Below are 25,759 nucleotides of genomic sequence, written 5' to 3'. Positions count from 1 at the left end.
ATTTTTATTGAGTATCAACGTTAGGTGTAGATAGTGGTGACTTACTCACCCACAATGCGAAAGAAAGTTTCATCTGGCCTGATCATTCCTAGCTCATTACGAGCCCGCTCTTCAACGGCTTCTTGACCTCGATGCAAATCATGGATTTCAACGTACATTTGCTGATTACGCAGTACCAACTCACCATTAGCCTGTTGCTGAACCGCAACATTGCCTTTCACTGCAAGGTAGTCAATCATTCCATTTTTACCTAACCAGAAGTCGTACTGTAGCCAGGCTAAAACAGCCAACAGTAATACCGTTAACAATCGCATACGACTCCTTATGCTAGTAGGGACACCAAACAATCATCCGTTTGGCATGAACTAATCAAAATATTAACTAACTACATTTAAAGGATGGCTAATAACCACCTGAAATGCATTTAGTTAATATGACGAACCAAGAAAACAGTTAGCCTGTAATAATCCCATAAAGCGCAGTGTGAGACTAGCACCTTATTGCAAGCTATCGGGTAACTGAGCACTTCGTTATCAAGGTTTACTGTAATTTGACAATCCGATACTGATAAAAGTCACCCATGATCTTGGCATATAAAAAAGCCGCCTCAAATGAGGCGGCTCTGAAAGTCTGTAGGTAAACCTACTGGCAAGCTAAAATTAAGCTTGGCCTTTAACTTCTTTAAGACCGTTGTAAGGAGCTTTAGAACCTAGAGCTTCTTCGATACGGATTAGTTGGTTGTACTTAGCAACACGGTCAGAACGGCTCATAGAACCAGTTTTGATTTGACCTGCAGCTGTACCTACCGCTAGATCAGCGATAGTTGCATCTTCAGTTTCGCCAGAACGGTGAGAGATAACTGCAGTGTAGCCAGCGTCTTTAGCCATCTTGATTGCAGCTAGAGTCTCAGTTAGAGAACCGATTTGGTTGAACTTGATAAGGATAGAGTTAGCAACGCCTTTCTCGATACCTTCAGCAAGAATCTTCGTGTTTGTAACGAATAGATCGTCACCAACGATTTGAAGCTTGTCGCCTAGAAGTTCAGTTTGGTGCTTGAAGCCAGCCCAATCTGATTCATCAAGACCATCTTCGATAGATACGATTGGGTACTGGTTAGCAAGATCTTGTAGGTAGAAGTTAAACTCTTCAGAAGTGAAGATTTTGCCTTCGCCTTTCATGTTGTAGTTGCCAGCTTCTTTGTCGTAGAACTCAGATGCTGCACAGTCCATAGCAAGAGTAACGTCTTTACCTAGCTCGTAACCAGCCGCTTCTACAGCGTCTTTGATTGCAGCTAGAGCAGCAGCGTTAGACTCAAGGTTAGGAGCGAAACCACCTTCATCACCAACTGCAGTGCTTAGGCCTTTAGCTTTAAGAACTTTAGCTAGGTTGTGGAATACTTCAGCACCGATACGTAGAGCTTCTTTAAGAGTTTTTGCGCCAACTGGCTGAATCATGAACTCTTGAATGTCAACGTTGTTATCAGCGTGCTCGCCACCGTTGATGATGTTCATCATTGGTAGAGGCATAGAGAACTGACCAGCAGTACCGTTTAGCTCAGCGATGTGCTCGTATAAAGGCATGCCTTTAGCCGCTGCAGCAGCTTTAGCGTTTGCTAGAGATACAGCTAGGATTGCGTTTGCACCGAAGTTAGATTTGTTATCAGTGCCATCTAGGTCAAGCATGATCTGATCAACGTCAGCTTGAGCTTTAGCGTCTTTACCAACAAGCGCTTCTGCGATTGGGCCGTTTACAGCTTCAACAGCTTTAAGAACACCTTTACCTAGGAAACGAGATTTGTCACCGTCGCGTAGCTCAAGAGCTTCACGAGAACCAGTTGATGCGCCAGATGGAGCAGCAGCCATACCTACGAAACCGCCTTCTAGGTGAACTTCAGCTTCTACAGTTGGGTTACCACGTGAATCAATGATTTCACGACCTAGAACTTTAACGATCTTAGACATTGTGTTTCCTCTTGCTTTATCTTGAAATTAAAAGCTAAAAAAATAGCTGCAGCCATCACTGCTACAGCTATCCGTAATCCTTACTTATTAAGCTCACCGCGCTGGTTGATGCCAGCAGCCTTCACGAAACCTTCAAATAAAGGGTGACCATCGCGAGGTGTCGAGGTGAACTCTGGGTGGAACTGAGCTGCCACAAACCATGGGTGGTTAGGGATCTCGATAATTTCCACCAATTTCTTATCTGCTGATAGACCAGAAATTTTCAGGCCTGCTTTCTCTAGTTGAGGAAGTAGGTTGTTGTTTACTTCATAGCGGTGACGGTGACGCTCATGAATCGCTGGCTTACCGTATAATTCACGCGCTTTAGAACCATCAGCCAAGTGACATAGCTGAGAACCAAGACGCATTGTACCGCCTAAGTCTGATTTTTCAGTACGCTCTTCAACGTTACCTTCGCCATCAACCCACTCGGTGATCAAACCAACAACTGGGTGCTTAGTTTCAGCATTAAACTCTGAAGAATGCGCATCAGCTAAACCTGCAACATTACGTGCAAATTCAATCAGTGCCACCTGCATACCTAGACAAATACCTAGGTAAGGAATTTTGTTTTCACGAGCGTATTGTGCAGTCAGGATCTTACCTTCAACACCACGACCGCCGAAGCCACCAGGAACTAGGATTGCATCAAGGCCTTGAAGTGCTTCTTCACCTTTAGATTCAACATCCTGAGAGTCAACATACTTAATTTTCACAGACAGACGGTTTTTCAGGCCTGCGTGCTTCAATGCTTCGTTTACTGACTTATAAGCATCTGGTAGCTCGATGTACTTACCAACCATACCGATAACTACTTCGGCTGTTGGGTTTGCTTCTTCGTAGATTACTTGTTCCCACTCAGCCAAATCAGCGTCAGGCGCTGTAATGCCAAAGCGTTGACAAACAAGATCATCAAGGCCCTGAGCTTTAATTAGCTGTGGGATCTTGTAGATAGAATCTACGTCTTTCATTGAAATAACGGCTTTTTCCTGAACATTACAGAACAATGCGATTTTCGCACGCTCGTTAGCAGGAATATTACGGTCAGAACGACATACAAGGATGTCAGGCTGAATACCGATAGAAAGTAGTTCTTTCACAGAGTGCTGTGTTGGCTTCGTTTTCACTTCACCAGCAGCGGCTAGGTAAGGAACAAGTGTTAGGTGCATAAACATTGCACGCTCACGGCCTAGCTCAACAGCTAGCTGACGGATTGCTTCCATGAATGGTAGTGATTCGATATCACCTACCGTTCCGCCAACTTCAACAATAGCGACATCATGGCCTTCAGCACCAGCAATAACGCGCTCTTTGATTGCGTTAGTGATGTGTGGAATAACCTGAATAGTGGCACCAAGGTAGTCACCGCGACGCTCTTTACGAAGCACGTCCGCGTATACACGGCCTGCTGTAAAGTTATTGCGCTTAGTCATTTTGGTGCGGATGAAACGCTCATAGTGACCTAAATCAAGGTCAGTCTCTGCACCGTCTTCCGTAACGAATACTTCACCATGCTGAATCGGGCTCATTGTGCCTGGGTCAACGTTGATGTAAGGGTCTAGTTTCATCATGGTCACGTTAAGACCACGCGCTTCTAGAATGGCTGCCAGCGACGCTGCAGCAATACCTTTACCTAGTGAGGATACAACCCCGCCCGTAACAAAAATGTAATTCGTCGTCATGTTTTACCTGGAAGATTGGTATAGAGGATATAAAAAGTATCTGGACGGGAAATTAGTATACCAGACACACTTTATTGCCACAACGTGAAAACTATCACAGTCGGTTTGGTTTTTTTTTGTCTCAAATCAATTCAGCTCAACTAGATGACTATCAACAGTATTATTACTAACCAAGCAATGACATTTTATCTTGTTAATCTGCACTTTTCTTTTCCCTCAGTTTTACATCGTCCCAAATTCCATCTAATTGCTCTAATGTGCAGTCGTCGAGGCGCATCCCTTGTTCTAGCACAGTTTTTTCAACTTCGCGAAAGCGGCGCTCAAATTTTTTATTCGCACCTTGCAATGCCATCTCAGGTTTCACACTAAGGTGACGGCTAAAGTTGGCAACTGCAAACAGTAAGTCGCCCATTTCTTCTTCGATTCTGCCTTGTTCAGGTGACACTTGGATGACTTCTTCCAACACTTCGTCAATTTCTTCGCGTACTTTATCAACCACAGGCCCAAGCGTATCCCAATCAAAACCATGTTTAGCACAACGTTTTTGAATTTTATCTGCTCGTACCAATGCGGGCATAGCAAGGGGGATATTGGCAAGCACACTGCTATCTTGGGCTTTTTCCTCACGTTCTTTGGCCTTTTCAGCCTCCCAATTAGCGCTGATTTCAGCCTCGCTACTAGCCTGACTGTCACCAAAAACATGGGGGTGGCGACGGGTCAGCTTTTCATTCAAACCATTTACTACATCATCAAAATCAAACAGCCCCTGTTCTTTGCCTAGCTGGCAATAAAAAATAATTTGAAACAATAAATCACCCAGTTCTTCTCTCACATCGTCCCAATTTTGCTGTTCAATCGCATCAGCAACTTCATAGGCTTCTTCAAGCGTATGCGGCACAATCGAGGCAAAGCTCTGTTTACGATCCCATGGGCAGCCTCGCTCTGGGTCACGTAATGTCGCCATTATGGTAAGAAGTTGGTCAATCGCGGGTTGGGAAACATTGTTCATAGTGATGATGTCTTTTTTAAATTAGAAGTAAAAAAAACGGGTCGCCTAGGCTCCCCGTTTATTCATAAATTTATGGCTTAATCTTAGTGTAGGCGTTTGGCTTCTGCCACGTCCTTCACTTGTTCAATACGCTTAAGTACTTTACTCAGCACTTCTAAATCAGTGAGCTCTAACTCAAAGTCCATAATCGACATTTGTTTTTTATAGTCAATTCGGCTTTTCATTCCCGCCACTTTTACTTTTTCGTTGGCCAGCGTGCTGGTCAGCTCTTTGATCAGCCCGTTTCGCTCTGATGCCTTAACGCGTACCGTAATATTGTAATTACCGACAAAACCACCGCCCCACACCGTATCGATGATCCGCTCAGCCGCAACATGGCGTAACTCTTCCAATTGCTCACAATCGTTACGGTGAACAGAAATACCACGGCCTTGGGTAACAAAACCGGCAATTTCATCACCGGGGATCGGCTGACAACAACGTGCTAAGTGCGTCATTAAATTATCGACGCCTTCAACAACAACAGCATCACGTTGCGGTTTTTTCGCACTGGTACTGATTTTGGTGCTTGCTTCAGTCAGTTTATCCAGTAGCTGTTGGTCTTCCTCTTCCGCTGTTGGCTTATTCATAATGGTGTTAATGTGATTAACCACTTGGTTAATTCGCAAATCACCACTCCCAATACCAACAAATAACTCATCCAAGTTTTTAGCATTGAAACGTTTTAATGCATATACTTCTGCATCTTTAAGCTTGGCGCCAATTTTATTCAGTTCAAGCTCTAAAATTTCACGCCCCGCGACCATGTTTTTATCATGGGCTTGTTTGCGGAACCATGCATGGACTTTCGCTCTTGCACGGCCTGAGGTTACAAAGCCTAAATTAGGATTTAACCAATCTCGAGATGGATTCGCTTCCTTCTGAGTGATGATTTCAACTTGCTCTCCCATCTGTAAGTGGTAAGTAAATGGCACAATACGGCCTTCTACTTTGGCACCGATACAGCGGTGCCCGACTTCAGAGTGAATATGATAAGCAAAGTCGAGAGGGGTGGCATTTAAAGGCAAATCGACGACATCCCCTTTCGGGGTAAAGGCATAAACACGGTCGTCAAACACCTGACTGCGAAGCTCATCGAGCATTTCACCAGAATCAGACATTTCTTCCTGCCAAGCCAGCAGTTTACGTAACCAGTTTATCTTCTCATCATACGATGATTTAGCCCCACCCGATGATGTGCCTTCTTTATACTTCCAGTGCGCTGCCACACCCAATTCAGATTCTTCATGCATTTGCTTGGTACGGATCTGAATTTCAATCGTACGCCCTTCCGGCCCTAATACGACGGTATGAATCGATTGATAACCATTGGGTTTTGGGTTCGCAACATAATCATCAAACTCTTTAGGAAGATGACGATATTTAGTATGCACAACACCTAAGGCGGCATAACAATCTTGCAGCTGGTCAGCAATAATACGTACCGCTCGCACATCAAATAGCTCGTCAAACTCTAAGCTTTTCTTCTGCATTTTTCGCCAAATGCTATAAATATGCTTAGGGCGACCATGCACTTCCGCTTTGATGTGTGATGCCTTCATCGAATCAGCCAAATCTGTGACGAAATGATCGATATAGTGTTCACGATCGATTCGACGCTCAGATAATTGTTTGGCTATCTGCTTATATGTCTCCGAGTGGTTGTAACGAAATGCGTAATCTTCAATTTCCCACTTCAGCTGACCAATACCGAGTCGATTTGCTAGCGGTGCATAAATATTGCCGCATTCCTTTGCGGCCGCACGGCGCACCGCATCGGGTTCGTCTTTCACTTCGCGTAGGTTGCAGATCCGTTCAGCAAGCTTTATCACCACACAACGGAAATCATCGACCATCGACAGTAGCATACGGCGAATATTATCCACCTGAGCTGACTGTTCCGCGCCTTCTGTCGTGGCATTTAGCTGGCCGATGGCCGCCATTTGGCTGACCCCGACCACCATCTGTAATATTGTGCCGTTGTAGTCTTCTTTTAGTTGTTCTGGCTCATAGACCCCAGACTCCAACAATGGGAATAACAACGCTGCAATCAGCGTATCTTTATCCATACTGAGGGTAACTAGGATCTCCACCATCTCGCGGCCACGCCATAGCAATAATGACGCGGACTCTTCCTCTGATGTCAATTCGATACATCGCTGGTAAGTTTGCTTTAAGCGATTAGACACCTTAGCGTCTTGCTGCAAACTATCAATCCAAGATGAAAGCTCAAATGTATCGTTTTCCTTTAAATGCGCACCGCGAACTGCGACCATGTCTCTATCCTGTTTCTTCTGTAATGGCGCTACAGCTTGGTAAACAAAGCCATAGACTCCAAGTGCCCAGTATGAGGAAACATATCCATCATCCCAAGCTGCTCCAACTGATAACCTTGTTTCAATAGTAACTGGCTATCTCTCGCGAGAGTCGCAGGGTTACATGAAACATAAACAACCCGCTCAGGGTTCAAATTGACAACATGCTGCATCACACCAGCAGCGCCAGCTCTTGCTGGATCGAGCAGAATTTTATTGAATTTTTCTTGTGCCCAAGCCATCGCCGTCACGTCATCTTCCAAATTCGCCTGAAAGAAAGTTGCATTGCTTAACTGGTTGTTTTTTGCGTTTTCACTAGCACGATGCACCATCTCATCAATACCTTCAACACCGACCAGCGCATTTGCTTGCTTTGCGAGCGGTAAACTGAAGTTACCTAAACCACAAAACAAATCAAGTACTCGATCCTGCGGCTGAATATCAAGCCAGTCAATCGCTTGTGCAACCATTTGCTGGTTAACATCACGATTAACTTGAATAAAATCTTTTGGTGAGAAAGATAACGTCAAATCAGATAGCTTGTAATATGGGGTTACGCCTGACACGTTTTCAACCACATCCGCACTCGGTGCGAGGTACAACATTAGCTGATGTTCTTCAGAGAACTGACGGAGTAACGTCATATCTTGGTCAGAAAATGGCTGTAAGTGGCGAATTAAGACCACACGACCATTATCTGCTTCAACTAACTCAACATGACCAAGGTGTTTTTTGGCTTTGAGTTGTGACAATACCTGACGCAACGCTGGTAGTAATGCATTCAATGATTGCGCCAATACCGGGCAAGATTCTACATCGACAATTTCTTTGCTCTGCTTTTTACGAAAGCCAATTTTCAACTTGCCACCAGCAGGCATCACAGCAAAGCGAGCACAACGACGATATTGCCAGGGTTGGCTCACAATCGGCGCTGCTTGTTCAATATCACCGGTTTTCGCAAATTTACTCATCAGCTCAGTCAATGCCTGTTGCTTGGCTTCCACTTGGCCTTGATGAGACAAATGCTGCAAGTTACAACCACCACACTGGTCATAGATTGGACAATGCGGTTTAATACGCGCTTGGCTATCGGTCAAACGCTTAATGACCTTGGCGCGAGCGTATTGCTTTTTATCTTCCGTGAGTTGAACTACCACACTTTCACCTGGTAATACACCATCGACAAAGACCGATTTCTTGTTGATGTGGCCAATGCCAGCACCAAGGTGATCCAACCGTGAAATGGTGATTTCTTTGTGTTTAGTATCGGTTAACTTTCGTTTCTGAGGCTTAAAAAAACGTGCCATATTGTTTGACCCACGGAGCAGATTGCCCAAACTAAGTGATATAATCAGTAGTTTGGTATTAGTTGATTGTCGAATAGCCCTAGTTTCATTAAGCTAACGGCCATAAATGGACGACAATTCTCCCACAGAATCGCATTCTTGTAATTAAGAGAACCATGACCAAATATGGACTTCGTGCCAGGGTCTTCACCCTGACATTAGCACCAACGCTAATTATTGGCCTGTTATTAAGTGCCTTTTTTACCATGAGTCGCTATCGTGATCTTGAACACCAGCTGATCTCAACAGGTGCCAGCATCGTTGAACCCCTCGCGATTTCTACAGAGTATGGCATGGCGGATAAAAATCGAGAGGCTGTTCGCCGACTGATCAGTTACGCCCACCGTAAGCATTCCCAAATTGTTCGTAGCATTGCCGTGTTCAATACGGGTAATGAGCTCTTCGTTACTTCAAATTTTCACCGTAACTTTGAAGCACTGATGTACCCCGACGATCAGCCCATTCCCTTATTGCTGGAAACTCGACTCGAAGAAAACTCTCTGATCCTTCGCGCCCCAATACTGAAGGAAGGTCAATTCAATAATCCGTCCTACCCCGGTTATCAAGCCGAAGTATTAGGTTACATTGCCTTAGAGCTCGATTTAAGTGCCTTGCGCTTACAGCAATACCAAGAAGTCTTCACAGCACTGATGGTATTACTACTGGGCCTGACGCTCTCTTCATTATTTGCCTATCGGCTAATGAAAGATGTCACTCGCCCTATTTCGCATATGGTGAGTGTGGTTGACCGGATCCGCCGTGGCCACCTTGATGTGCGGATTGAAGGACAGCTACTGGGCGAATTGGATACGCTAAAAAATGGTATCAATGCGATGGCGATTTCGTTATCGGAATACCATATCGAGATGCAACAGAGTATCGATCAGGCCACGTCAGACTTACGCGAAACACTGGAGCAGTTAGAAATCCAGAATGTTGAATTAGACATCGCTAAAAAGCGGGCGCAAGAAGCCGCCCGAGTGAAGTCTGAGTTTTTGGCCAATATGTCACACGAGCTACGTACTCCACTTAACGGGGTTATCGGCTTCACCCGACAAATGCTGAAAACTCGCCTAAGTAGCAGCCAACAGGATTACCTTCAGACCATCGAGAAATCGGCCAATAATCTCCTGACCATTATTAATGATATTCTCGATTTCTCGAAACTTGAAGCCGGTAAACTCCTACTTGAGAATATCCCTTTCGACTTTACAGAGTCACTCGATGAAGTGATGAAGTTACTTGCAACCAGTGCCCACGAGAAAGGGTTAGAGTTAACTCTTAAAGTTGATAGCCGTATCCCAACAGGCTTGATCGGCGATCCACTGCGTATTCAACAGGTACTCACCAACCTCATTGGTAATGCGGTGAAGTTTACTGAGCGCGGCAACATTGATGTCTCGGTTGAGCTTAAAACCGATAAAGATGAGAACCTCGATTTACAATTTATGGTTCGTGATACGGGGATCGGCATTTCCGAGCGCCAACAAGCACAGTTATTCCAAGCCTTCAGCCAAGCCGATGCCAGTATTTCACGCCGTTATGGCGGTACTGGCCTAGGTCTGGTTATCACCCAGAAATTGGTTTCACAAATGGGGGGGGAGATCAGCCTAACCAGTCGCTTACACCAAGGCTCAACCTTCTGGTTTAGCTTGCGCCTGAACAAAACAGATTTACCTGTCTCGCAGCCCATTGATACCCATTCGTTACTCAATAAGAAGTTACTGCTTATTGAGCCCAATATGCAGGCCGCCTCGGTGATCCAGCAACGTTTGATCCGCGCAGGGATCCATGTGACCTACCGTTCAACCATGCCAGAGGATGCTGAACATCATGATTTTGCCATGCTGAATCTAGCACCAGGCGAGCAGCCTCCTCTTGCAACCCTACTCGATCAAGTATTCAAGGCGGAGCAGCTCAGTGACAAAGTACTGGTTTGTCTACCAACAACCGAACTCGCCTTATCAGAACGCCTGCTGAATGCTGGTGTAAGTGCCTGCTTACCTAAGCCGCTTGGGCATCGTAGGCTACTTGAAACATTGGCCAATGAACCTGAGCTACTGAGTGATCCTGAACCACTTCCAATGGCAACCAGTGCACCAACGATTCAGCCACTGACTGTCATGGCCGTCGATGATAACCCAGCAAACCTTAAACTGATCTCAGCGTTGCTAAGTGAGCGGGTTGAAACTGTAATCACAGCAACGGGTGGTCGAAAAGCCGTTGAATACGCTCATCAAAAAGCCTTTGATTTAATTTTTATGGATATTCAAATGCCTGAAATGGACGGCGTTACTGCTTGCCAAGAGATCCATAAAACCAAGCTAAACCACACAACCCCCGTTATTGCTGTTACGGCCCACGCCATGGCTGGGGAGCGAGAAAGGCTGATCAATGCCGGTATGGATGATTACCTCACCAAACCAATTGAAGAGCATATCCTCCAACAGATCCTCGGTAAATGGACTCACCCTAATGATGACACAAACGGTGTGGTTATCGAGGCGATCGCAGAAGCTGAAATACCTTCCCCAGCGGCCAACAGTAGTATTAGTTGGGACTGGGAGTTAGCGCTTAAACAGGCGGCGGGTAAAGAAGAGCTCGCCAAAGACATGCTGCAAATGTTGTTAGATTTCATGCCCGAAGTCGAAATGCTGGTTAATGAAGCGTTAGATGGTAAAGACATTGAACTCTGGCCACCGATTCATAAGCTACATGGCAGCTGTGCTTATAGCGGTGTTCCGCGTTTGAAAAGCTTGTGTCATACCATTGAGTCGGAACTTAAAGGTGGGGCAAGCCAAGATGATATTGAACCAGAACTCTATGAGTTGATTGATGAAATGAACAATGTCGTCAAAGCCTCTAAAGCCTACCGCCATTAATAAAGTGTTAGCCTTCTAGGGCATAAAAATGAAATAAAAAAGCGAGAGCAATAGCCCTCGCTTTTTTCATTTAACAGCAGTCACTTAAAGCCTACTACTAGCTAGCTATTAACTTTCAAGAATCACGGTGGCGACGGCATAGCGTTTTTCGTCTGCAATGGTCAGGTGAACATGGTTCACCCCCATATTTTCAGCAAGCTCGGCCGCCTTACCTGACAACGTTAGGATTGGTTTACCCTGCTCGTCATTGGTCACGGTAAAATCATGCAACGTCACCCCACAGGCAATGCCGGTACCAAGCGCTTTAGAGCCAGCTTCTTTGACTGCAAACCGTTTAGCCAGGTAGTTCGCCTTGTGCTTAAGTGTTTGGAATGTCGCGAGTTCAGAATCCGATAAAATTCGCTTTGCAAACGCCTCACCCGAGCGTTCATAAGCTTTCTCGACCCGCTCGATATCAGCAATATCGGTTCCTAAACCAAGGATAGCCATTAGCGAAGCACTGCCTGCATTTCCGCTTTCATGTCAGCAACCGCTTTATTCAAACCATCAAACATCGCACGCCCCATAATTGAGTGACCAATATTCAACTCATATAGCTCAGGCAACGCAGCAATTGGCTTAACATTATGATAAGTAAGGCCATGCCCTGCATTCACCTTGATGCCTTTATCGTCGGCATAGCTTGCTGCTGCAGCTATTTTTTTCAGTTCGTCTTGTTGCTCTTCTTCTGTTGCAGCATCAGCATAGTGGCCCGTGTGCAATTCAATGAATGGCGCCCCACAGGCAACTGCCGCATCAATTTGGGTACGGTCGGCATCAATGAACAACGAAACTTTAATGCCTGCCGCCGTCAATGTGCTGGTCGCGGCTTTCACCTTTTCTAGTTGGCCAGCCACATCGAGGCCACCTTCTGTTGTTAGTTCTTCGCGTTTTTCTGGTACCAAACAAACAAACTCAGGCTTGGTTTCTAGCGCAATTTGTACCATTTCATCTGTCACGGCCATTTCTAAGTTCATGCGCGTCTGAATGGTTTCACGTAAGATTCGGACATCGCGATCAGTAATATGACGGCGATCTTCACGTAGGTGAATAGTGATGCCATCAGCTCCTGCTCGCTCTGCCACTTCAGCCGCATGTACCGGATCAGGATAGCGTGTGCCACGGGCATTACGAAGAGTAGCAATGTGATCGATATTCACGCCAAGTAAGATGTTGTTCATTTTCCGGTACTCCTTCCTCGAGGGATAAACAATTCCCTGCTTTTTAATGGTTTGCCGCCAAGATACGGCTTAAGCGCTATACGTGTAAAACGTTTTGCTGCCCGAAGTTGATCAGGCGTTTCAAAACGGCGAGCTGCAATGGCCTTTAATTGCTCCCCTGTAAAAGTCAGGTGCCCGACTTTCATTGAGGCAATAAAGCCTTGCTGCTCACGATAGTTATACGTCATCGTATCATCAACTGGCAGGCCACTGCCTGCACAGTGAAGAAAATCAATGCCATACCCTAAATGTTGTAATAGAGCCAATTCAAAACGCCGTAACGCTGGCTCTGGATTATCCGCTTGGGCAAGCTCGCGTAGCACATTCAGATAATCCAGAAACAGCACAGGGTAAGGGGTATTGGTTTCCAGTACCCGCGCGACGAGTTCATTTACATACATCGCAGAGTACAAAATATAGCTGCGCATGGGCAAGCCAATACTGATGGGTTCGGCATGAGTCAGTACGGGCATTGAGCCTCGACCAGACCATTTCATAAAGAGGGGAGTAAAAGGCTGGAGAGCGCCTTTAAGATTGGAGCGCTTACGGCGCGCTCCTTTCGATAGCAGTGTGATACGGCCTGCGTCCTCGCTAAAGACATCGAGGATCAGGCTCGTCTCACTATAATGACGAGTATGGAGGACAAAACAACGCTGAAGCCCTTCCATAACAAGTCTTATAAATCGTCAGTATAGCCTAGGCTACGCAGTGCACGTTCATCATCAGCCCAGCCAGACTTCACTTTTACCCATAGCTCAAGGTAGACTTTACGCTCAAACAAGTCTTCCATGTCGATACGTGCTTCACGGCCAATGACTTTCATCTTCTCGCCATTTTTACCGATCACCATTTTCTTCTGGCCTTTACGTTCAACCATGATCAAACCATTGATATCAAAACCATTGGTTCGTGGGTTAAAGTCAAAACGCTCGATTTCAACAGTCACGGAATATGGCAGCTCATCACCGAGGAAGCGCATTAGCTTCTCACGAATAATTTCAGAGGCCATAAAACGCTGAGAGCGGTCAGTCACATACTCTTCAGGGAAGTAGTACTCACCTTCTGGTATGTGCTCACGAACGATCTTTTCAACCACATCAATATTGGTACCTTTCTTTGCAGATACAGGTACCACATCAACAAACTTCATCTTTTCAGACAAGTGCTGAAGGTGCGGGAAAAGCTCATCTTTGTCTTTGACGTTATCGACTTTATTCACGAGAAGTACTGTCGGAAGCTCACTTTTCATCAGCTTGTTCAGAACCATTTCATCGTCAGCAGTCCATAACGTACCGTCAACCAAGAACAATACTAATTCAACATCGGTTAATGAACTGCTTGCCGCACGATTCATTAAACGGTTGATAGTACGTTTTTCTTCAATGTGAAGACCTGGGGTATCCACATAAACAGCTTGATAACCATCACGGGTATCAACACCCATAATACGGTGACGTGTTGTTTGTGGCTTACGCGAGGTAATCGAAAGTTTCTGCCCCACTAAACGGTTAAGAAGTGTTGATTTACCTACGTTTGGCCGGCCTACAATGGCAATAAAGCCACAATGTTGCTTATCTGTCATGATTCCAACTGCTTAAGCGCAATTTCTGCTGCTGCCTGCTCTGCCTTGCGCCGACTGCCGCCTTTACCGATAACAGGCTTATCCAAGCCCGTCACTTCACACTGCACAGTGAATTCTTGATTATGTGCTTCGCCGTGCACCTTAGTTACAGTATACGCTGGTAACGGTAAACGGCGCCCTTGCAGACATTCCTGCAAACGTGTCTTAGGATCTTTCTGGTTAATACCCGGCTCAATCGTATCAAGACGAGACTGGTACCAACTTAGTACGATACCTCGTACTACTTCAATATCGCTGTCTAGATAGACGGCGCCAATAATGGCTTCAACACAGTCAGCCAAAATTGAGTCACGACGGAAGCCGCCACTCTTTAGCTCACCAGGGCCAAGTAGTAGGTGATCGCCAAGCTCAAATTCACGCCCAAGCTCAGCCAACGTTTTACCGCGCACTAACGTTGCACGCATGCGGCTCATATCACCTTCATCTACCGTTGGAAAACGGTGGTAAAGGTCATCAGCGATCACGACGCTTAGAATTGAATCACCTAAAAATTCAAGGCGTTCATTGTGTGTGCCGTTAGCGCTACGGTGTGTCAGCGCTAACGTCATCAAATCTATATTGTTAAATTGATAGCCCAGCTTACGCTGAAGTCTATTTGCAGGAGTGGTCATTTTGTCCCGATCAGTTTATGCCACCGATGCGGCTAAAGCGCACATCAGTAGGGATCCAAGATGGAAGTGCACTGTCAGCACCTCGTTCAAACTCAAAGCTGATCCAGATCCCGACCGCTTTACCCACTAGGTTTGCTTCAGGAACGAAGCCCCAGTAACGGCTATCTGCACTGTTGTCGCGGTTATCACCCATAACGAAATACTGCCCTTCAGGTACAACCCACTCGCTGATACCAGGACGAGGCTGGTAAGACAGAGTGCGATCGCGCTTAAGCGGATGAACTAAGATCTGGTGTTCTTGTTCGCCAAGTTTTTCATTAAATTGAACTAAACGTGTCATACCTTCAGTAAATTCACTGTCGGTCATATCGGTTAGCGGCACTGACACACATTCAGAGGTTCCCTTTGGTGCGACACATAACTGCTTATGCGCACTGTAGCGAACAGTATCGCCAGGCATACCAACAACACGCTTGATATAGTCAATTTGAGGTTGAGGTGGAAATTTAAAGACCACAACATCACCACGTTCTGGTTTACCTGTTTCAATCATCTGGTGACGGAATACAGGATCTTTCAAACCATAGGTGAATTTCTCAACCAGGATGAAGTCACCGACTAGCAATGTCGGCATCATCGAACCGGATGGGATCTGGAACGGCTCATAAATAAATGAGCGAAATACCATAATGAGCGCGATCACCGGAAACATTGAACTGGTCGATTCGACCCAGCTCGGTTGCGGCGCCACGGCCTGTAGGGTTTCAGCATCCACTTGACCGCCAGCATTTGCCGCCGCTGCTTCAATTTTTAATTGACGTTTTGGCGCCCAGATAAATCTATCCAGAGCCCAAATGATCCCTGTGACCAGTGTAGCCAAAACAAGGATTAGCGAAAAAGTATTAGCCATCATATTCCCTACTAAATATAACAATGCAGTAAGGAAGCCTTACTGCATTGTTCGTTCCCTTTAACCTACTAACTAAATCATAGAAGCAATACTATTGAGTTAGCAGCGAGCTAAGGTAATGAGTAAACACGTTATTATTTATCTTTGCCTACATGCAAGATCGCTAAGAATGCTTCCTGAGGCAGTTCGACATTACCGATCTGCTTCATACGCTTCTTACCTTCTTTCTGCTTCTGCAGGAGTTTCTTCTTACGACTGATATCACCACCGTAACATTTTGCGATTACGTTTTTACGTAACTGCTTAACGGTTGCACGGGCAATGATCATACCGCCAATAGCTGCCTGAATCGCAATGTCGAACATCTGACGAGGAATGAATTCCTTCATCTTGTCGACTAAATCACGACCACGGCCATTTGCGTTGTCTTTGTGCGTAATAATCGCTAGAGCATCAACACGTTCGCCGTTGATCATTACATCAACACGTACCATGTTAGAGATTTCGTAACGTTGGAAGTTGTAATCCAGTGATGCATAACCACGAGATGTCGACTTCAGGCGGTCGAAGAAATCAAGTACCACTTCAGACATTGGAATGTCGTAAGTTAGTGCAACTTGGTTACCGTGGTAAACCATATCAACCTGCATGCCACGCTTCTCAATACACAGGGTAATTACATTACCTAGGTATTCAGATGGTACGAGGATGTTACAGCGCGCAATTGGCTCACCGATGGTTTCAATATCGTTTACTGCTGGTAGCTTAGATGGGCTATCCACGTAAATCGTTTCACCGTCAGTTTTCTCAACTTCGTATACTACTGTTGGTGCAGTAGTAATTAGCGCTAGGTTGTATTCACGCTCTAGACGCTCTTGGATAATCTCCATGTGGAGCATACCTAAGAAGCCACAGCGGAAACCAAAACCAAGTGCTGCTGAACTTTCTGGCTCGTAGAACAATGACGCATCATTTAGGCTTAGTTTGCCTAGAGCATCACGGAAGTTCTCGTAGTCATCAGACGATACAGGGAACAGACCAGCATAAACCTGCGGCTTCACTTTTTGGAAACCAGGTAGCGGCTCATCACAGCCATCTTTCGCTAGCGTGATGGTATCACCGACAGGTGCACCTAGGATGTCTTTAATACCACAAACAACCCAACCTACTTCGCCAGTGTTTAGCTCTGTAGTATCGATTTGTTTTGGTGTAAAGATACCAAGACGGTCAACGCCCCATACCTGACCAGTACTCATCATTTTGATTTTAGCGTTTTTCTTTAGTGAGCCATTTTTAACTCGAACCAAAGAAACAACACCTAAGTAGTTATCAAACCATGAGTCAATGATCAGCGCTTGAAGCGGCGCTTCTGGATCGCCTTCTGGAGCAGGGATCGCAGATACAATGTTCTCTAGAACATCTTCAACACCTAGACCCGTTTTCGCCGAACAGCGCGTTGCTTCTAGTGCATCGATACCTACGATATCTTCAATTTCTTCTGCTACACGCTCAGGATCAGCGGCTGGCAGGTCAATCTTATTCAAGATTGGCACAACTTCCAGATCCATCTCCATGGCGGTGTAACAGTTTGCTAGTGTTTGAGCTTCTACGCCCTGACCAGCATCGACCACCAGCAATGCACCTTCACAGGCTGCAAGTGAACGCGAAACTTCGTACGAGAAGTCAACGTGTCCTGGGGTGTCGATAAAGTTTAATTGGTAGGTTTCGCCATCTTTCGCTGTATAGTCCAGCGTTACACTCTGTGCTTTGATGGTGATTCCGCGTTCGCGTTCAAGATCCATGGAATCCAGAACCTGAGCAGCCATTTCACGATTGGAAAGGCCACCACAGACTTGAATCAAGCGGTCGGATAAGGTCGACTTACCATGGTCGATATGTGCAATAATCGAAAAATTACGAATGTGCTTCATGAATTGACGTGACTAACTCGTGATTAAATGAATGGGATCTAGCGATCAAGTTGACGGATTCTACCGAATTTCGCCGCTAGTCGCTATCTTTCGATGCGCCATTTATCACTTGATCTGCCGAAATAGGGTTACCGAGTACTCGAACGAGGCTTGGTTTATATGCCAAGCGCCCTTCTAAACGAGCTGCTAGATTACGTGCAAGCAGTAATCCTGCGGCCCCACTAATGAGCGCGGTAAGAATTACACCAAGCTCACTGCCACCAGAAAGGCTGACAAACCACCACTGTCCAAGTACAGCACCCAACACTAAGAATAGCAAAGGCAGCAAATAAACCAGCATTGCCGAGTGCAGCATACTGCGTTCTGACAAGCCGATCTCAACAACATCGCCCACTTTGGCTCTGATTTTTGTGTCAAGTTTCACAAGGTGGCTGCGACCAGGAATCGCTTTTGTCACAATCCCTGTACCGCAACTACTTTGTGCAGCACAGCTACCACATGTTGTTTGCTGCTGACAGCGGACGGTAAGCTCATTCTTGCCTACCGTCACCACTGTCGCTAAAGAGCGCATCATTGCCCTTCGCCCTCTGGCGAAATGGCAAACACCACCGACTCAGCAACTCGCCTTGCAGTTGCAGGGGGAATATCACCAACGACGGTCACTTCTTTATCTTTTAGCATGTAGCTATGCAATGTCCGTCGCCCTTGGCGAACCAGCTGCTCTCGCACGGTAAAGTTGTCAGCTGTCGAGACGTAAATAGAGAAACTAAACAGGCCATCGCTAAACATTTTGCTTTCAACGGGGCGCTCGGTCATCATCAATCGATGACGGTTTCGAGATACCGACTCAAACCCTTGTGGTAGCCAATTTACCTGCCAGTTTAAATCAGCCTGAGGCTGTGGCGGCAATTGAACAACCGCTGGCAGTTCGACATCTTGCAGACTTTTAAGTACTTCCCCGACTTTCGGATTGATGACATAAGATACAGCACGATATTGCTCAAGCGGCTCGCCATCTCTATCAAGCAAATCAGCACGCATAACTAGCTTGCTGCGCATATCAATCCAAAGAAGGTAAGAGTAGCGCGCACCATCTTTTGGCGCTATCCGCACAACATCACATGCAACACCGGCTTCACGAGCTCGTCCCATAGGAATGAAATCGTAATAGCTCGACAGTTCATCAATATCGGTTTTCATAATAGGTGGTAGCGGCGCTACCATCTTATTACTATCAATAGTGAACGGGTCAAGACCCGGCTCAAAGTAGCTCACTTCATTGCCGCGTTGAATGACTTCTCGAGGAGGACCACTAAGATAAACAAGATGTGCATAGGTTTCACCATCGTCAATAGCATGACGATAGCGCAGAGGTTCAATACTATTTTTTTTGATTAAGATGTACGACAGCTCATAGCTGAGCTCACGGCTAGCCTCACCCATTTGATGCAACAAAGCCTCGGCGGAAGGTGTAGGTTCTTCAGCAGAGGCTTGCAATGGCATCGCAAGGCTGACTAGTGTCATCACACCAACCAGAATTTTCTTCATTTAACAGCCATTGTCTAATTTACGTCAAGCATTGTACGGTCAACCGTACCGTCTTCAGCATTCAACCGTAATTGCAGCTCATAATCTTGAAGCATCGCGTTAATACGGCGTCGTTGCTCCATGACCTGTTCTTCGCTTGGCGCTGCTGCGTGGCGATTAACGGAGTCACGAGTCAAACTCACAGGCTCTGCGGTACCGGAAAATGGAATAGTTTCCAACACAGGCAGTTGACCGCCTGTCGCAATTGCTGCGCCATCATCAGCACCGTTGTACTGTTGAACACCAACGATTACCGCTAAAGAGACACAAGCTGCCGTTGCAACCTGTCCAAATTGAGTTAACCAAGCTGGCATTGTTCGCTTAGCTTGTTGCGGTGTTGGTTGCGCTTCAACACGTTCTTCACGTGCTGCCGCAATGTGTACAACAGTGGCAGGCTCTTCTATCGAGTTCGTCAAACCAGTATGAGCCGGTTCATCTTCCAGTGCCAGTGCTACCTTTGCCGCAATGTCCCAATCCTTGTTTTGCGGTGCATCCCCGCGCATCACATCACCAATAAGGTTGAAGTTCTGCCACGTATGCTGGCTGTCATCATCGACTGCCAATGCATTTACAATGCTCTGATCCAGCTCTTCGCCATCTAATAATGCCGAAATTTTTTCTCTATCAGCCATCTTCTTCACCGTTTGGCTAAACACTATCGCTGTATAAGAGGACGAATTCGTTTTTCGACCGCCTCTCGCGCACGGAAAATTCGAGATCTCACTGTACCCACCGGACACCCCATAATTTCTGCAATATCTTCATAACTTAAGCCTTCGAGCTCTCGTAAAGTAATCGCAGTTTTCAGGTCATCCGGTAATGTATCTATGGTACTAAAGACAACCCGTCTTAATTCTTCTGACAACATTTGGTTCTCAGGGTTCGAAATTTCTTTCAGCGCATTACTACTTTCATAGTATTCAGCCTCTTCAGCATCAACATCAGATGCTGGCGGACGTCGCCCCTGTGCAACCAAATAGTTTTTTGCCGTATTCACGGCAATACGGTACAGCCATGTATAAAACGCACTTTCCCCACGGAAAGTCGGTAATGCCCGATACGCTTTAATAAATGCTTCTTGAGCGACATCCGGTACATCGCCAGAGTTACTGACATATCTTGCTACCAAGTTACATACCTTGTTCTGGTACTTCACCACCAGCAAGTTAAATGCCTGCTTGTCTCCTCGCTGTACCCGCTCGATTAATACCTGATCAGTTTGCTGCTCGCTCATTCGAGCGTGTACTCCTATGTCTATTGCTCTTGCCATATTTATTCGCTTTAGTCGTATGCTTAACGGGCTACTTGAAGCACTTTGTTATCTGCATCATACAAACATAGTCGGTTAATGCTCAACTAAAACAATATGATAAAAAGTGTATGAGCGTGAGCACTATTTAAGACCCGAGCACAATGGCAAAGTTCCCTAAAGTAAAAAATTATTTCTTATTAATAGTGCGCGATTTCTCTGCGCATATAAAGCAGAATTCATGGTCGCAGTATACCGCGTTAGATTGGATATTTGTGTATATCCAGTCAAAAATGAACAAATCGGACGGAATTTGGTAACATTGGGTGATTACCACAGGGATATAATCAAAATGAACGAAAATCGTGAACATCAGTGTGATGTACTTGTCGTTGGTAGTGGTGCAGCTGGCCTATCATTGGCACTTCGCTTAGCGCCACTAGGGAAGGTCATCGTGTTGAGTAAAGGGCCGCGTAGTGAAGGCGCTACGTATTATGCTCAGGGTGGAATTGCGGCGGTCTTCGACGAATCAGACAGTATCGATTCCCACGTAGAGGATACCCAAATCGCAGGGGCTCACTTATGCGATGAGGATGTTGTTCGCTTCATCGCCGAAAATGCCAAACATTGTGTGCAATGGCTCATTGACGGCGGTGTGCCATTTGACCAAGAAGAAAGTCATGGTGATGAAGCACCTCGCTACCACCTTACTCGCGAAGGTGGCCACAGCCACCGCCGAATTCTTCATGCTGCAGATGCCACTGGCATGGCAGTCCAAAACTCCCTGCAAGACAATGTTCACAACCACCCTAATATTGAAGTGCTAGAGCGCCATAATGCGCTTGATTTAATCACTTACCAAAAACTAGGGATCACCGATCAACCCAACCGTGTTCTGGGTGCTTATATTTGGAACCGTAACCAAGAAGTGGTTGAAACCGTACGTGCTAAATTCGTTGTGCTAGCAACGGGGGGCGCATCAAAAGTCTACCAATACACATCAAACCCCGATGTTTCTTCTGGGGATGGTATCGCCATGGCATGGCGAGCTGGGTGTCGGGTTGCGAACCTTGAATTCAATCAGTTCCACCCAACTTGCCTCTTCCACCCCGATGCACGCAATTTCTTACTAACTGAAGCCCTGCGTGGTGAAGGCGCCTATTTACGCCGACCTGACGGCAGTCGCTTTATGAAAGATTTTGATGAGCGCGGCGAACTGGCACCACGAGATGTGGTCGCCCGTGCTATCGACTTTGAAATGAAACGCCTTGGTGCAGACTGCATGTATCTGGATATTAGCCATAAGCCTGCAGACTTTGTCATGAAACACTTCCCAACGATTTATGAGAAGTTGCAAGGGTTCGGTATTGATATCACCAAAGAGCCGATTCCAATTGTACCAGCTGCTCACTATACCTGTGGTGGCGTCATGGTCGATAAAGCGGGAAGCACTGATTTACCAGGACTATATGCCATTGGTGAAGTTAGCTATACCGGTTTGCACGGTGCTAACCGTATGGCATCAAACTCACTGCTTGAATGTGTGGTTTATGCTTGGGCTGCAGCACAAAGCATCGAACAACAACTCGATGATGTCGCGATCCCCGAAGCCATCCCAAGCTGGGATGAAAGTCAGGTTAGCTGCTCAGATGAAGAAGTGGTGATTCAGCATAATTGGCATGAACTACGTCTGTTTATGTGGGATTACGTTGGTATTGTGCGAACAACTAAACGTCTAGAACGTGCAATGCGCCGTATTCAGTTACTGCAAGATGAAACCCATGAGTACTACAGCAACTTCAAAGTTTCAAATAACCTGCTGGAATTGCGTAACCTACTTCAAGTTGCTGAGTTGATGGTGCGAAGCGCACTCGCACGAAAAGAGAGCTTAGGGCTGCACTACACTCTTGACCACCCAGAGCAATCTGATGAGAAGGTCGAACCAACCATTTTAACGCCTGATCAGCCTTGCTAATATTCTGTTTGTATAAATAAAAAAGCGAGTCGGTTGCCCTTCTCGCTTTTATTTTTCATTCATTGTCCGTGTGCTGTTAAAGCTTTTTCGCCCAAGCCTTCGCCGACTCATCAATTAACGCATAGGCATGGTCAAACGCTTCACGGCTTTGGCGGTGTGGATCAGGAATGTCTTTCTGACCAATCCACTGACCAAATAACATGGTTTTTCCACGTGCTTCTGCCGCAATATTGGTTACCGCTTCAATGTGACCTTTTTCCATCACCAAAATCAAATCATAGTCACGACAAATGTCACTGGTTAGTTGACGAGCTACGTGGCCGTCTAAGCTAACACCGTGCTCTTCTGCGACCAATGCCGACGTTTTATCTGCCGATTTACCGACAACAGCAGCAACACCAGCAGAAGCGATTTCTTTATTTGGTAATAAACTCTTAAGCAGGTACTCACCAGCCGGTGAGCGACAGATGTTACCGACACAAACAACCAAAATTTTATTGAACATTATTTTTCCTTAACCCGTTCAATCCCCAACAGTATGACTATCAGGGATATCTCAAACTCTTAACCCGCCTGGTGCTATTTTCCCATAACCACCACCAGATTTTAAACTTTATATTCAGAAATGGCCTTCGCCAGTCCTTGAGCTTGCTTTGCCACATCATCAGCGACTAATGCATTGTCATGGGCAACGTGTGAATTCTGGCTGGTGATATCACGTATTGCCGCGACATTTTGCCCAATTTCATCAGACACTTGACTCTGCTGCTCCACGGCCGTGGCTATTTGGGTACTGGTATCCATAATCTGTTGCATATCGGCCATGATTTGATTGATTTTCTGTTCCGCACTATCAGCCTGCTCAACACTCACATTACCGAGCTCTTGGCATCGCCCTATATGTTCAACCACCTCACTCGTTTGTTCTTGTAACGAGCCAATAATAGTGGTTATTTCTTCGGTCGACTGTCGCGTTCGTAGCGCTAAAGATCTTACCTCGTCGGCCACAACGGCAAACCCTCGTCCTTGCTCTCCGGCACGAGCGGCTTCAATTGCTGCATTTAAGGCCAGTAAATTGGTTTGCTCTGCAATGCCTTTGATCACATCTAACACTGAACCTATATTCTCGGACAAACTAGAAAGGCTGGCGACCTCATCACTTGTTTGTGATAAGTCATCAGATAATGCTTTTATTCGTACTTTGGTTGCAATAACTTCACTTAGCCCTTCTTTTGCCCCTTGGTAGCTATTATCTGCATTACCTGCTGCATGCTCAGTATTCATCGCAATTTCACGAATAGTAACCCCCATTTCAGTCACCGATGTTGCCACTGAATCGGTCTCACCCTGTTGATTTCTTAAAGCATGCTCTGAATCAAGGCTACGCTGCTGTAGCTGTGTAGAAGCTGGCCCCAATTGCTCGACGGCAAACTGCACATTTGCTACCAAACCACTTAGGCTATTGAGTAAATAATTAAAGTGCTCAGCCATACCCGACAGCTCATCATTACCGCTCTGATCTGCCCGTTGAGTGAGATCATGATCGCGCGCGATACTGCTCATCAAGAGACTCAAATTCGATAAGCGGATCTGGATGGTACGACTAATCCACCACGAAACTGACAACAGGCAGATGATGACAATACCAACAGCCATCACAATCTGCCATATCGTACTTTGCTTATCACTCGCGACGGTTTCTTCTAGCTGTTGTTTTAAGGTCACAAAAGCAGCTTCAACTTGATGAGACTGCGTACGGATTTCACCTCGTAGTCCATCCTGATGGCTTAATCCAGTAATGCGCATCTGTGCCAATAAGCGATCAGTGGATGTCGTATAATATTCAAAGTCAGACCCAAAATGGCGCTGTAATAACGGGCTTAAATCTTGTTGTAGGATTTGATAGTGTCTCGCTCGTCCAGTATCACTATCGAGCACGAGAATCTTAGCGGCTTGTACCAATCGATATACTTCATCGAGATCCTGGATCCGCTCACTTGCCTGTAAAATCAATGCTTCAGAAGAGGCAAAAAAATCACGCTGCAACCCTGACTCTGGCGATAAGCCTTGTACCTGATAGGCGTCAATTAACGCCAGCATACCCGCTTGGTAAGCAGACATCTTACTGGGTAAGTCACCCATTTCTGGTAACCGGATCCGTAAATCTGATAAGAGCTGATTGAGTTGATCTTGACGTTGTTGGTAGTCACGATAGTTAGCTTCGAATGAATCTTGGTATTTAAGATCCATCCTCATCAAAAAATCTTTTTCATTGCGTCGTAAATTGAGCAATGACACTTCCATTTCACTCACCGTGATAAGTGCTTGATTGATTTTTATCACCCTATCGCTGGCAAACCACCCCAAAGATAAAACCACAATCAATGAAGCAACCGCGAATAAACTAAGCCCTTGCAGCTTATATTTAATTTTCATGAGCGAGACCCTTAGCTCGAAGTAACAAACAGCAGCAATCTACCACTATCAGCCCAAGATCCCTTAGGAATATGTTTACTACATGCGTGAATTCTTATTAAGAGGGTAAATACAATACTACAACGGTCATTCATGACAGATCGACGCGGAATGATGGCAGTACAAAGCAAGGCTGCGATAAGCACTTTGATTACAGCTATCAGTGGAAATAATCACCCACTGTTTAGTGTTCTTGTTAGCTAAGCACATCAATAATAGCCAACGGGTTCGGATTTTGGCTTGCTCCAAACGCCACACCTTTCCTTGCCAGCAAATACCACCTTGAGCTTCAATCACCATTTGCCCTTGGGCTCGGCAATAATTCACGGCAAGTCGCCAATATTCATGCCATAGCAACCAAATACAGCCTAGCGCAAGAGATAAGGGCAATACTTGATAAAACACAGAAGAGAGAAGGAGAAAGGCCGCACTGACATATAGGCAAGCCAATGCGGTTAATAGGTAATTCGACGGGACGAGCGTTATATCAGCGTAGTTTGCTGTTGTTGTGGGCAACGATTTTATCCACCATTGCCGCATGTGCAGGGTTTTCACTGCGACCATGCTGCATCATCCAAGTAAACAAATCAGGATCATCGCACGTCAGCAAAGAAATAAAATCCTGCTGCTCTTGATCTGATAATCCATCAAAGCACTCTTCAAAGAATGGCATCACAAGGACATCTAGTTCCAACATGCCGCGGCGACATGCCCACTTTACTCGTGCTTTTTCATCTGCACTCAACATTTTACAACCTCAAACCGATTACTGGCCGTTAACAATGGCGTCCATACTAGCAGTCAGATATGCAGCCGACCATGCGCCAGAGCAAGCAAACCACCAAGT

The 25,759-nt window shown here is 45.8% G+C and carries 23 protein-coding genes; 2 read left to right on the top strand and 21 right to left on the bottom strand.

The window, feature by feature from the left end; genetic code table 11:
• Positions 1-41: 41 nt before the first annotated feature.
• The 6 genes from ftsB to rlmD all read right to left on the bottom strand — a co-directional run bounded on the left by ftsB (position 42) and on the right by rlmD (position 8,352).
• Positions 42-314, bottom strand: a complete 273-nt coding sequence (ftsB, locus tag L4D09_RS15055; protein ID WP_428458336.1) for a cell division protein FtsB — start codon at positions 312-314, stop codon at positions 42-44.
• Positions 315-659: 345 nt separating this feature from the next.
• Positions 660-1,961 (bottom strand): phosphopyruvate hydratase, encoded by a 1,302-nt coding sequence (eno, locus tag L4D09_RS15050; RefSeq protein ID WP_428458335.1) that lies wholly within the window; start codon positions 1,959-1,961, stop codon positions 660-662.
• A gap of 80 nt (positions 1,962-2,041) precedes the next feature.
• Positions 2,042-3,682, bottom strand: coding sequence for a CTP synthase (gene pyrG, locus L4D09_RS15045; RefSeq protein ID WP_428458334.1), 1,641 nt, complete (start codon positions 3,680-3,682; stop codon positions 2,042-2,044).
• 193 nt (positions 3,683-3,875) lie between these two features.
• Complete coding sequence (gene mazG / locus L4D09_RS15040) at positions 3,876-4,691, bottom strand: nucleoside triphosphate pyrophosphohydrolase (protein ID WP_428458333.1); 816 nt, start codon at positions 4,689-4,691, stop codon at positions 3,876-3,878.
• A gap of 83 nt (positions 4,692-4,774) precedes the next feature.
• On the bottom strand, positions 4,775-7,006 hold the full coding sequence (gene relA / locus L4D09_RS15035; RefSeq protein WP_428458332.1) for a GTP diphosphokinase: 2,232 nt from the start codon (positions 7,004-7,006) through the stop codon (positions 4,775-4,777).
• Between the two features lie 29 nt (positions 7,007-7,035).
• Entirely contained in the window at positions 7,036-8,352 is a 1,317-nt protein-coding gene (gene rlmD, locus L4D09_RS15030) for a 23S rRNA (uracil(1939)-C(5))-methyltransferase RlmD (protein WP_428458331.1), read from the bottom strand.
• Between the two features lie 155 nt (positions 8,353-8,507).
• Here rlmD and barA point away from each other — a divergent pair, with 155 nt between their 5' ends.
• Positions 8,508-11,273, top strand: a complete 2,766-nt coding sequence (gene barA / locus L4D09_RS15025; protein WP_428458330.1) for a two-component sensor histidine kinase BarA — start codon at positions 8,508-8,510, stop codon at positions 11,271-11,273.
• 108 nt (positions 11,274-11,381) lie between these two features.
• On the opposite strand, the gene acpS is transcribed toward barA, so the two are convergent.
• From acpS to rpoE, 11 genes are all read right to left on the bottom strand, one after another.
• Positions 11,382-11,762: a holo-ACP synthase gene (gene acpS / locus L4D09_RS15020; protein WP_428458329.1), complete on the bottom strand. Its 381-nt coding sequence runs from the start codon at positions 11,760-11,762 to the stop codon at positions 11,382-11,384.
• The gene (gene pdxJ / locus L4D09_RS15015) at positions 11,762-12,493 is read right to left on the bottom strand and encodes a pyridoxine 5'-phosphate synthase (RefSeq protein ID WP_428458328.1); all 732 of its coding nucleotides are present in this window, start codon (positions 12,491-12,493) and stop codon (positions 11,762-11,764) included. The genes acpS and pdxJ overlap by 1 nt, the downstream gene beginning before the upstream one ends.
• Complete coding sequence (gene recO / locus L4D09_RS15010; protein WP_428458327.1) at positions 12,490-13,200, bottom strand: DNA repair protein RecO; 711 nt, start codon at positions 13,198-13,200, stop codon at positions 12,490-12,492. The genes pdxJ and recO overlap by 4 nt, the downstream gene beginning before the upstream one ends.
• A gap of 8 nt (positions 13,201-13,208) precedes the next feature.
• The gene (gene era, locus L4D09_RS15005) at positions 13,209-14,114 is read right to left on the bottom strand and encodes a GTPase Era (protein ID WP_428458326.1); all 906 of its coding nucleotides are present in this window, start codon (positions 14,112-14,114) and stop codon (positions 13,209-13,211) included.
• Complete coding sequence (rnc, locus tag L4D09_RS15000; RefSeq protein WP_428458325.1) at positions 14,111-14,785, bottom strand: ribonuclease III; 675 nt, start codon at positions 14,783-14,785, stop codon at positions 14,111-14,113. Before rnc ends, era begins: the two co-directional genes overlap by 4 nt.
• 10 nt (positions 14,786-14,795) lie before the next feature.
• Entirely contained in the window at positions 14,796-15,695 is a 900-nt protein-coding gene (gene lepB / locus L4D09_RS14995) for a signal peptidase I (protein WP_428458324.1), read from the bottom strand.
• Between the two features lie 134 nt (positions 15,696-15,829).
• Positions 15,830-17,626, bottom strand: a complete 1,797-nt coding sequence (gene lepA, locus L4D09_RS14990) for a translation elongation factor 4 (protein ID WP_428458323.1) — start codon at positions 17,624-17,626, stop codon at positions 15,830-15,832.
• A 76-nt stretch (positions 17,627-17,702) separates the two neighbouring features.
• Entirely contained in the window at positions 17,703-18,200 is a 498-nt protein-coding gene (locus tag L4D09_RS14985) for a SoxR reducing system RseC family protein (RefSeq protein WP_428458322.1), read from the bottom strand.
• Positions 18,197-19,174, bottom strand: coding sequence for a sigma-E factor regulatory protein RseB (rseB, locus tag L4D09_RS14980; RefSeq protein WP_428458321.1), 978 nt, complete (start codon positions 19,172-19,174; stop codon positions 18,197-18,199). Before rseB ends, L4D09_RS14985 begins: the two co-directional genes overlap by 4 nt.
• 14 nt (positions 19,175-19,188) lie before the next feature.
• Positions 19,189-19,845 carry an RseA family anti-sigma factor gene (locus L4D09_RS14975; protein ID WP_428458320.1) on the bottom strand — a complete coding sequence of 219 codons (657 nt, stop codon included), beginning with the start codon at positions 19,843-19,845 and terminating at the stop codon, positions 19,189-19,191.
• 23 nt (positions 19,846-19,868) lie between these two features.
• Entirely contained in the window at positions 19,869-20,447 is a 579-nt protein-coding gene (gene rpoE, locus L4D09_RS14970; RefSeq protein WP_428458319.1) for an RNA polymerase sigma factor RpoE, read from the bottom strand.
• A gap of 367 nt (positions 20,448-20,814) precedes the next feature.
• Here rpoE and nadB point away from each other — a divergent pair, with 367 nt between their 5' ends.
• The gene (gene nadB / locus L4D09_RS14965; protein WP_428458318.1) at positions 20,815-22,437 is read left to right on the top strand and encodes an L-aspartate oxidase; all 1,623 of its coding nucleotides are present in this window, start codon (positions 20,815-20,817) and stop codon (positions 22,435-22,437) included.
• Positions 22,438-22,513: 76 nt separating this feature from the next.
• On the opposite strand, the gene L4D09_RS14960 is transcribed toward nadB, so the two are convergent.
• From L4D09_RS14960 to L4D09_RS14945, 4 genes are all read right to left on the bottom strand, one after another.
• A complete protein-coding gene (locus tag L4D09_RS14960; RefSeq protein WP_428458317.1) occupies positions 22,514-22,942 on the bottom strand; it encodes an arsenate reductase/protein-tyrosine-phosphatase family protein in 429 nt (142 codons plus the stop codon).
• Positions 22,943-23,043: 101 nt separating this feature from the next.
• Positions 23,044-24,873, bottom strand: a complete 1,830-nt coding sequence (locus L4D09_RS14955) for a methyl-accepting chemotaxis protein (RefSeq protein WP_428458316.1) — start codon at positions 24,871-24,873, stop codon at positions 23,044-23,046.
• Between the two features lie 126 nt (positions 24,874-24,999).
• Entirely contained in the window at positions 25,000-25,428 is a 429-nt protein-coding gene (locus L4D09_RS14950) for a protein YgfX (RefSeq protein WP_428458315.1), read from the bottom strand.
• A complete protein-coding gene (locus L4D09_RS14945; protein WP_428458314.1) occupies positions 25,400-25,660 on the bottom strand; it encodes an FAD assembly factor SdhE in 261 nt (86 codons plus the stop codon). The genes L4D09_RS14950 and L4D09_RS14945 overlap by 29 nt, the downstream gene beginning before the upstream one ends.
• Between the last annotated feature and the right edge of the window lie 99 nt (positions 25,661-25,759).

The organism is Photobacterium makurazakiensis, from assembly GCF_050336715.1.
In the GTDB taxonomy this organism is placed as follows: domain Bacteria; phylum Pseudomonadota; class Gammaproteobacteria; order Enterobacterales; family Vibrionaceae; genus Photobacterium; species Photobacterium makurazakiensis.
The sequence above is the reverse complement of the archived record's forward strand: the minus strand, read 5'-3'. Positions and strand labels throughout refer to the sequence as shown.